This is a genomic window from Streptomyces sp. H27-D2, from assembly GCF_035828615.1.
Classification (GTDB): Bacteria; Actinomycetota; Actinomycetes; order Streptomycetales; family Streptomycetaceae; genus Streptomyces.
Genome location: NZ_JAYMZR010000005.1, coordinates 126,957 through 133,666, shown reverse-complemented (window position 1 = coordinate 133,666; position 6,710 = coordinate 126,957). Strand labels below are relative to the sequence as shown.

Below are 6,710 nucleotides of genomic sequence, written 5' to 3'. Positions count from 1 at the left end.
CCCCGGCCGGACCGTCCCTGGGTGGGTGCTGCTCTGCCCCGCCCTGCGCCCAGCGTGGGTCCGGGGCCGGCCCTTGGGCGGTCGAGCGGGACTTGAGATGGCCGTGCCAGGCTGCGCCGACATTCCGCGTCGCCCGGCCGGCCGCACACCGTACCGCCCGGCTGTCTGCCCGTCCGTCTGTCCGGCCGCCCCTCCGCCCGACTCCGGTCGTCCCTCCCGGCCGTCCTGAGTCGCCGGCCGGGTCCGTCCGGTCCGTCCGGCCCGGGACGGGTGCCGGCCGTACCGGTTCCGCCGGCCGTACCGGCGGCGCCGGCCCAACTGAGAGGTCAGAATGTACGACGTCATCGTGGTGGGCGCTCGGGTTGCCGGCGCCTCTTCCGCCCTGCTTCTGGCACGGGCCGGCTACCGGGTCCTGCTGGTCGACCGGGCCCGATTCCCCAGCGACACCCTCTCCACGCAGTACATCCACCAGCCCGGCGTCGCCCGCCTCGCTCGCTGGGGCGTGCTGGACGCGGTCCGCGCCACCGGCTGCCCGGCCCTCGACCGGGCCGTCTACCAGGTGGCCGACGTACGTCTGGAAGGCTGCGCCCTGCCGGCCCACGGGCAGCGCGCGGGCTATGCTCCGCGCCGCTACCTCCTCGACCACCTCCTCATCGACGCCGCGGTGGCCGCCGGCGTGGAATTCCGCGAGGGCTGCTCGGTGGCCGGCCCCCTCTTCGAGGACGAGCGGGTCACCGGGGTGGAGTTCCGCTCCGCGCAGGGCGGCCGCATCGAGGAGCGCGCCCTGCTGACCATCGGCGCCGACGGCATGCGCTCCTCCTTCGCTCAGCGCGTCGGCGCCCGCTACACCCTGCAGGATCCGCTGCAGACCTGCGCCTACTACACCTACTGGACGGGCCTGCAAGCCGACTTCGAGCTCTACGAGCGGCCCGGCCGGTGGATCGGCGCGGTGCCCACCAACGACGCGACACTGATCGCCGCCTACTCGCCGCAGGCCGAGTTCGCCACGGTGCGCGCGGACCCGCTGACGCACTACCTGGAGAGCATCCGGACCACCGCCCCGGACCTGTACGAGCGGGCGATGGCGGGGGAGCGGGTGGAGCGGCTGCGCGGTACGGGCGACCAGCAGAACTTCTTCCGCCAGTCCTCCGGGGCCGGCTGGGCGCTGGTCGGCGACGCCGCCCACCACAAGGACTCGATCACCGCCCGCGGCATCAGCGACGCCTTCCTGCAGTCCGAACTCCTCGCCCAGGCCGTCGGCGCCGCCCTGCACGACCCGCAGCGGCTCGAACAGGGCCTGCGGCGCTACGCCGAGGACGTGCAGGACGAACTGTTCGAGGGCTATCGCAGCACAGGTCATCGGCCGCCTGGAGGTCACCGAGGACCGGTTGGCGATGCTGCGCGCGGTGGCCGGCTCACCCGCCCTGACGGACCGCTACTTCGCGGCGGCCGCGGGCGTCATGTCGGTGGAGGACTTCGACGACGAGATGCTGCACGAGGCACTGACTGCGTGAGCCGGGCGGGGTGGGAACCGGGCGGGGCCCAGGGACGGCTTTCCCCGGTCCCGTCTCCCGTCTCCCGTCTCGGTTGGGCGGGCCCCTGCCGTATCCGCCGCGCGCCGCCGGGCTCTGCGCCCGCCTCGGCCTTTACCCGCGCCCGCCCCGGCCCACCGGCCTCGTACTCGACCTGGTCCGGCGTTCGCACCGCGCCGCGTCGGCCCACCCGGACCGTGGATTCCGCCGGCGCCCGTAGCTGTTCCGTCCATCTGCCCCGTACCGCCCCCGCCCCCGTACCGCCCCCGCCCCCGCCCCCGCGTCGTCCGCGCCCGGTGCACCCTCCGGCGTGGCATCACCGTGCGCCTGTCCCGGCGGATGACCGCTCGCCGCGGGCCCGCGGACGGGCCGTGCCCGCGTTCCGCCCGCGCCGGCCACACCGCGCGCCCCGAACCGCCGGACGGCAACGGCACCCGCTCCGCGAGCCCGCGCCGACCTGCGCTCAAGCCGCTTTCCGCCGCCCGCCTCTACGTTCCCCGCAAGCGCGTATCGCATTCCACGGAGGTAGCAGTGACCGTCCAGGAAGACCAGCAAGTGCACCCGGCCCAGCCCGCCCAGACCGCCGTGCCGGTCCCCCCGGTCCAGTCGGTGGCAGACGTGCGGGTGGTGGAGCAGCAGCTGTGCGAGCTGTTCGCCGAGGTCCTGGGGCTGCCGGACATCGACCCGCAGGACAGCTTCTTCGACCTGGGCGGCCACTCGCTGCTGGCGTCCCGCCTGGTGCGCTCCGTCAGCACCCGCTACGGCGTCAAGGTCCCGCTGCGCCGTTTCTACGAGGCGCCCACCGCCGCCGCCGTCGCCCAACACCTGCACACCGCCTGAAGGAGACAGACATGCGCTGGGACAACCTCTACCTCGCCGGCATCGGAACCTACCTGCCCGAGCAGGTCGAGACCGTCGACGAGGCGATCGCCGCCGGCCGCTACACCGCCGAGAAGAAGGCCATGAACGGCTACCGGTCGGTGCGCGTCGCCGCGCCCGGCGAGACCGGCCCCACCATGGCCGTGCACGCCGCCCGGCAGGCAGTGGCCCGCTCGGGCCTGGCCACTGAGGACTTCGGGCTGCTCGTGCACTCTTACATCGGCCACCAGGGCCTGGACGTGTGGACGCCCGCCAGCTACGTACAGCGCGAGACGATCGGCGGCGCCGCCCCCTCCTTCGAGGTCAAGCAGGGCTGCAACGGCTTCATGGCCGGACTGGAAGCCGCCGCCTCGCACATCACCGCGCGCCCGGAGGCCCCCGCCGCCCTGGTCACCGGCGGCGACGCGTTCCGTATGCCCTTCCTCGACCGGTGGGCCTCGCACGAGCAGAACGTGGACGGCGACGGCGCCGGCGCACTGGTGCTCTCCAGCCGGGGCGGCTTCGCCCGGGTACGCGCGACCTGCTCGATCGGCGACCCCTCGCTGGAGCCGCTGGGCCGGCACAACGAGTGGACCGACACGCCCTTCCCCGACGGCCGGACCCTGAGCCTGGACACCAGCCTGCGCGACTACATGCAGAACGAGGAGGCCGACCTGGACGAGGTCGTCGAGCGGATCTCCAACGGCGTGCAGCAGTCCCTCAAGCAGGTGCTGCACGAGGCCGGCGCCGACCTCTCCGACATCCGCTTCTTCCTCCACCAGCAGCTCGCCGAGACCATCGCGGTGCACGGCCTGTACAACCTGCTGGGCGTCGACCGCGCCTCGACCACCTTCGACTGGGGCAAGGACCTGGGCATGGTCGGCACGGTCGACCTGGTGCTTGCCCTCGACCACGTCATCGCCACCCGCAACCCGCAGCCCGGCGACCTCGCCGTCCTGCAGGGCGCGGGTGCGGGGTACGTGTGGACCACCGCGGTGATCGAATTCCTTGAGACTCCGGCTTGGGCCGGCAACTGAGCTGTGGCCTGTGCGGTCTGCCGCCTGCGTCCGGCCCGCAGGGTGGGCCAGACGCCGGGACGCCCGGGACGCCCGGGACTTCGGGGCTGAGCCGAGGCTGAGTGCAAGACGGCGTGGCGTCCCCGGCTCGGCTCTCCTGATGCGGAGCGGAGCCGGGCGGGGCGGTGCCGCCACCGGCCTCGCCATGGGCCCGGTCGAGAACCGCGCCCCCTCCCCGACCCACCCTGCTGCCAACGCACTCCGTAGAAAGGCCAGTTATGACGACCCCAGGCACCTCAACCAGCACCCTCCTCCGCCCCGGAGCGCGCCGCGCGACCCTACGGGTCCTGAGCCTCTGGATCGCCCTGATCGCCACGCTCGTCGGCGTCGGCAGCGCTACGGCCGAACCTTCCGCCGCCCCGACCAGGCAAGTCGGCCTGACTGGAACGTGGGACGTGTCGGTCACGGTCGGGACCGGGCCGGATGCCAGCACCGGCATCGCGCACTTCGTCTTCCGGCCCGACCACAAGCTGACGGCGGAGGTCGACGCGACCCCGGGCGGCGCGCCGGGCTACCGCGCCACGGGGTACTGGAACGCCAAGAACGACAAGAGGATCGCCTTCTACGTCACCCACCCGGGCAGCGCCGACTCCTCGCACCCCGGGGTCGTCCAGGCCGTCCACATGGGAAAAGTCTCGGGGCGTACCTTCACCACGACCGCCGTCGCGTTCGCCGTCAACACCCAGGACGGAAGCACCCAAGGCCCCATCACGGTCAGCACCGAGGCCACCCGGACACCCGCTGGGCACCGGGCGAGGTGACGACCCGTGCCGCGTACTGGCCATCTCGGAGGCGTCGCATCCCGGCCAGGCAGCGCACTCCCGCGCCCGCGCCGGGGCCAGTTGAACGCTTCGTCGAAGAGGTCGGTCATCGCCTGCCAGGACCGTTTGTCGGGTGCCTGGTGGTAGGCGATGCCGGGACGGGCGGGCCGGGCGCTGTCTCGTTGGCTCAGGTCGCGTTCTCGAAGCACAGGTCGAGGACGGTGGCCCCGGCGGCGGCGAAGGCCAGCAGCCGTTCCCCTTCCGCGGCCAGTGCGGCCCGCTCCCGCCGCGCCAGGTCGCCGAAGGGTTCGATGACCAGGCGCGCGGTGCCGCCGCCGGTGCCGCCGGCGCGGTCGATGCGCCACACTCCGCGGACGAAACCGTCCACCAGGACAGTGGACTTGATCAGCCCGTTGCGGGTGAAGACCAGCCGGCGCTGGGTGTCGGTGAGGATACGGCCGCGGTCGGCGTGCGAGAGCAGGATGTTGTCGAACTCGGGCAGAAAGCGCACCGGCGCGGGCGTGTCGGCGTCGGGCAGCGGACCGTCGGGCACATCGAACAGCTCACGGCCCTGCTCGTCGCGGAAGGTGCGCAGGGCGGTGCGCAGCCGTTGGAAGACGGCGGCGAGCCGCGTCATGCCCGACCAGGTCTGCATGTCCTGGACGGTGGCCGGGCCGAAGGCGGCGAGGTAGCGCGCGACCAGCGCGTCGGGGCCGGCGTCGGTGTCCTGCGGCCGGCCGAGCCAGGCCTCGGCGGTGGTGTGCGCGGCGGGTCCGCCGCGGCCCCACAGACCTCGCGGCGGCACCTGCACCAGCGGCACCAGCGCCCGGACGGTGTTGGCCAGCGCGAAGGCGTCCCGCTGCGGCCACCGTTCGGCGAGCCGCCCGCCCAGGTTGCCCAGGGTGAGCGGCTGCTCCTCGACCAGCCGGCGCCCCAGCGATGCGACCTCCGCATGGTCCAGGCCGGTGAGTTTGCGGCCGAAGGCACTGGTCAGGGTGCGCTCCAGCGCTCCGGCGAGCACTGGGCGCAGCGTCAGCGCGTCGCGGGCGGTGACCAGATGGATCGTGCCGCGCTGGAGCACCAGCCGCACTGCGGCGCGCTCTTCGATCAGGGTGGCCAGGTCGTCGGCGGCGAAGCCGTCCAGCCTGGTCCACAGCCCGACGTACGGGGGAGCGGGCGCCTGCGCCTGCTGGCCGACCAAGTGCTCCAGGGCGTCGGCGGCGGGCAGGGCCGCGCGCCGCAGCAGCAACTGCCGTTGCAGCAAGGCGCGGTTGAGGGACCGCCGGTCCAGCACGGCCGGGATCGTGGGTGCCACGGGAATCCTTTCGAGGGAGCCCGGCGCGGCCCCACCCGCCCAGAGGGGCGGCTGGCCGAGGCCGACCTGCCGGACTCCTACGCGGTATCCGGTCCGGAGTTCGGAGTCGGGAGTTGGGTGCCGAGTATGCGACTTGGCGGTGCGGCGTCGCGGGGCGGGCGTGGTACGGGGGCTGTGCCGTACGGGGCGGTCCCCCCGTACGTATGGCACCCGCAGCCGGCCGGATTCCCGGCCGGCCACCGCCGCAGCAGCCCGGAGCAAGGTCAGGAAGGGGCCGCTGCCAGGTGAACAGGAAGGGCGAGCAGACTGTGGTTGACGTCGCCCACCCGCCAGGGCAGCTCGTCCTCGGGGACGGCGAGCCGCGTCGCGGGGTAGCGGCGGGTCAGCTCCCGTAACGCCACGGTCAGCTCGATGCGGGCCAGCGGGGCGCCCAGGCAGTTGTGGATGCCGTGGCCGAACGCCAGGTGACCGTTTCCGGTACGGGCGAAGTCCAGCCGGTCCGCGTCGGGGAAGACGGCCTCGTCGCGGTTGGCGGAGGCGAAGGCGAGGAACACCGCCTCCCCGGCCGGGATTCGCGCCCCGCCCACCAGTACGTCCTCGGTGGCGATGCGGGGCAGCCCCGAGGTGTCGGTGGCGTTCAGGTTGACGTAGCGCAGCAGCTCCTCGACGGCGGCCGGCACGTCCTGCGGGTGGTCGGCCAAGTGGCGCCACTGCTCGGGGTGGTGGGCGAGCAGGGTGAGTACGAAGTTGGCGATCTGCCCGGCTGTCGAGTCGTAGCCCGCGCCCAGCAGGGTGTAGCCGAGGCCGACCAGCTCCTCGAAGCTGAGCCGGTCCGCGCCCGCGCGCGCGGCGATCAGTGCGGAGAGCACGTCGTCCCCGGGTGCCTCCTGCTTGGCGGCGACGAGTCCGGAGATGTAGGCCCCGAGCTTCTCGCGGCCTTCGACGGCTTCTTCCGGCGGCCCGGAGACGGTGGCGAACTGCCGTACCCAGGTGCGGAATTGCTCCCGGTCCTCCTCGGGGACCCCCAGCAGCACGCAGATGACGCTCAGCGCCAGCGGCGAGGCGAAGTCCTCGACCAGGTCGGCAGGGGCTCCGCCGCGGGCGTCCGCCGCGTCGAGCAGCCGGGTCACCAACCGCTCGACCAACGGGCGCAGGCCGTTCACCCGCT

Annotated in this window: 5 protein-coding genes and 1 pseudogene; 4 read left to right on the top strand and 2 right to left on the bottom strand. The window is 73.6% G+C overall.

Going from position 1 to position 6,710, the window contains the following annotated elements:
- Positions 1 to 331: 331 nt before the first annotated feature.
- The 4 genes and pseudogenes from QMK28_RS03905 to QMK28_RS03890 form a co-directional block, all read left to right on the top strand.
- Positions 332 to 1,213 (top strand): annotated as a pseudogene (locus QMK28_RS03905) (FAD-dependent oxidoreductase); the annotation flags it as partial.
- Positions 1,214 to 2,063: 850 nt separating this feature from the next.
- On the top strand, positions 2,064 to 2,372 hold the full coding sequence (locus tag QMK28_RS03900) for an acyl carrier protein (RefSeq protein ID WP_326435553.1): 309 nt from the start codon (positions 2,064 to 2,066) through the stop codon (positions 2,370 to 2,372).
- A gap of 11 nt (positions 2,373 to 2,383) precedes the next feature.
- Positions 2,384 to 3,427 (top strand): ketoacyl-ACP synthase III family protein, encoded by a 1,044-nt coding sequence (locus QMK28_RS03895; RefSeq protein ID WP_326435552.1) that lies wholly within the window; start codon positions 2,384 to 2,386, stop codon positions 3,425 to 3,427.
- Between the two features lie 257 nt (positions 3,428 to 3,684).
- Positions 3,685 to 4,227 (top strand): hypothetical protein, encoded by a 543-nt coding sequence (locus QMK28_RS03890; RefSeq protein ID WP_326435535.1) that lies wholly within the window; start codon positions 3,685 to 3,687, stop codon positions 4,225 to 4,227.
- 187 nt (positions 4,228 to 4,414) lie between these two features.
- Here the strand turns inward: QMK28_RS03890 and QMK28_RS03885 are convergent, their stop codons facing one another.
- The gene (locus QMK28_RS03885; RefSeq protein WP_326435534.1) at positions 4,415 to 5,542 is read right to left on the bottom strand and encodes a winged helix DNA-binding domain-containing protein; all 1,128 of its coding nucleotides are present in this window, start codon (positions 5,540 to 5,542) and stop codon (positions 4,415 to 4,417) included.
- A 263-nt stretch (positions 5,543 to 5,805) separates the two neighbouring features.
- Positions 5,806 to 6,710 (bottom strand): cytochrome P450 (locus QMK28_RS03880; protein WP_326435533.1); only part of this gene is annotated, 905 nt, incomplete at its 5' end.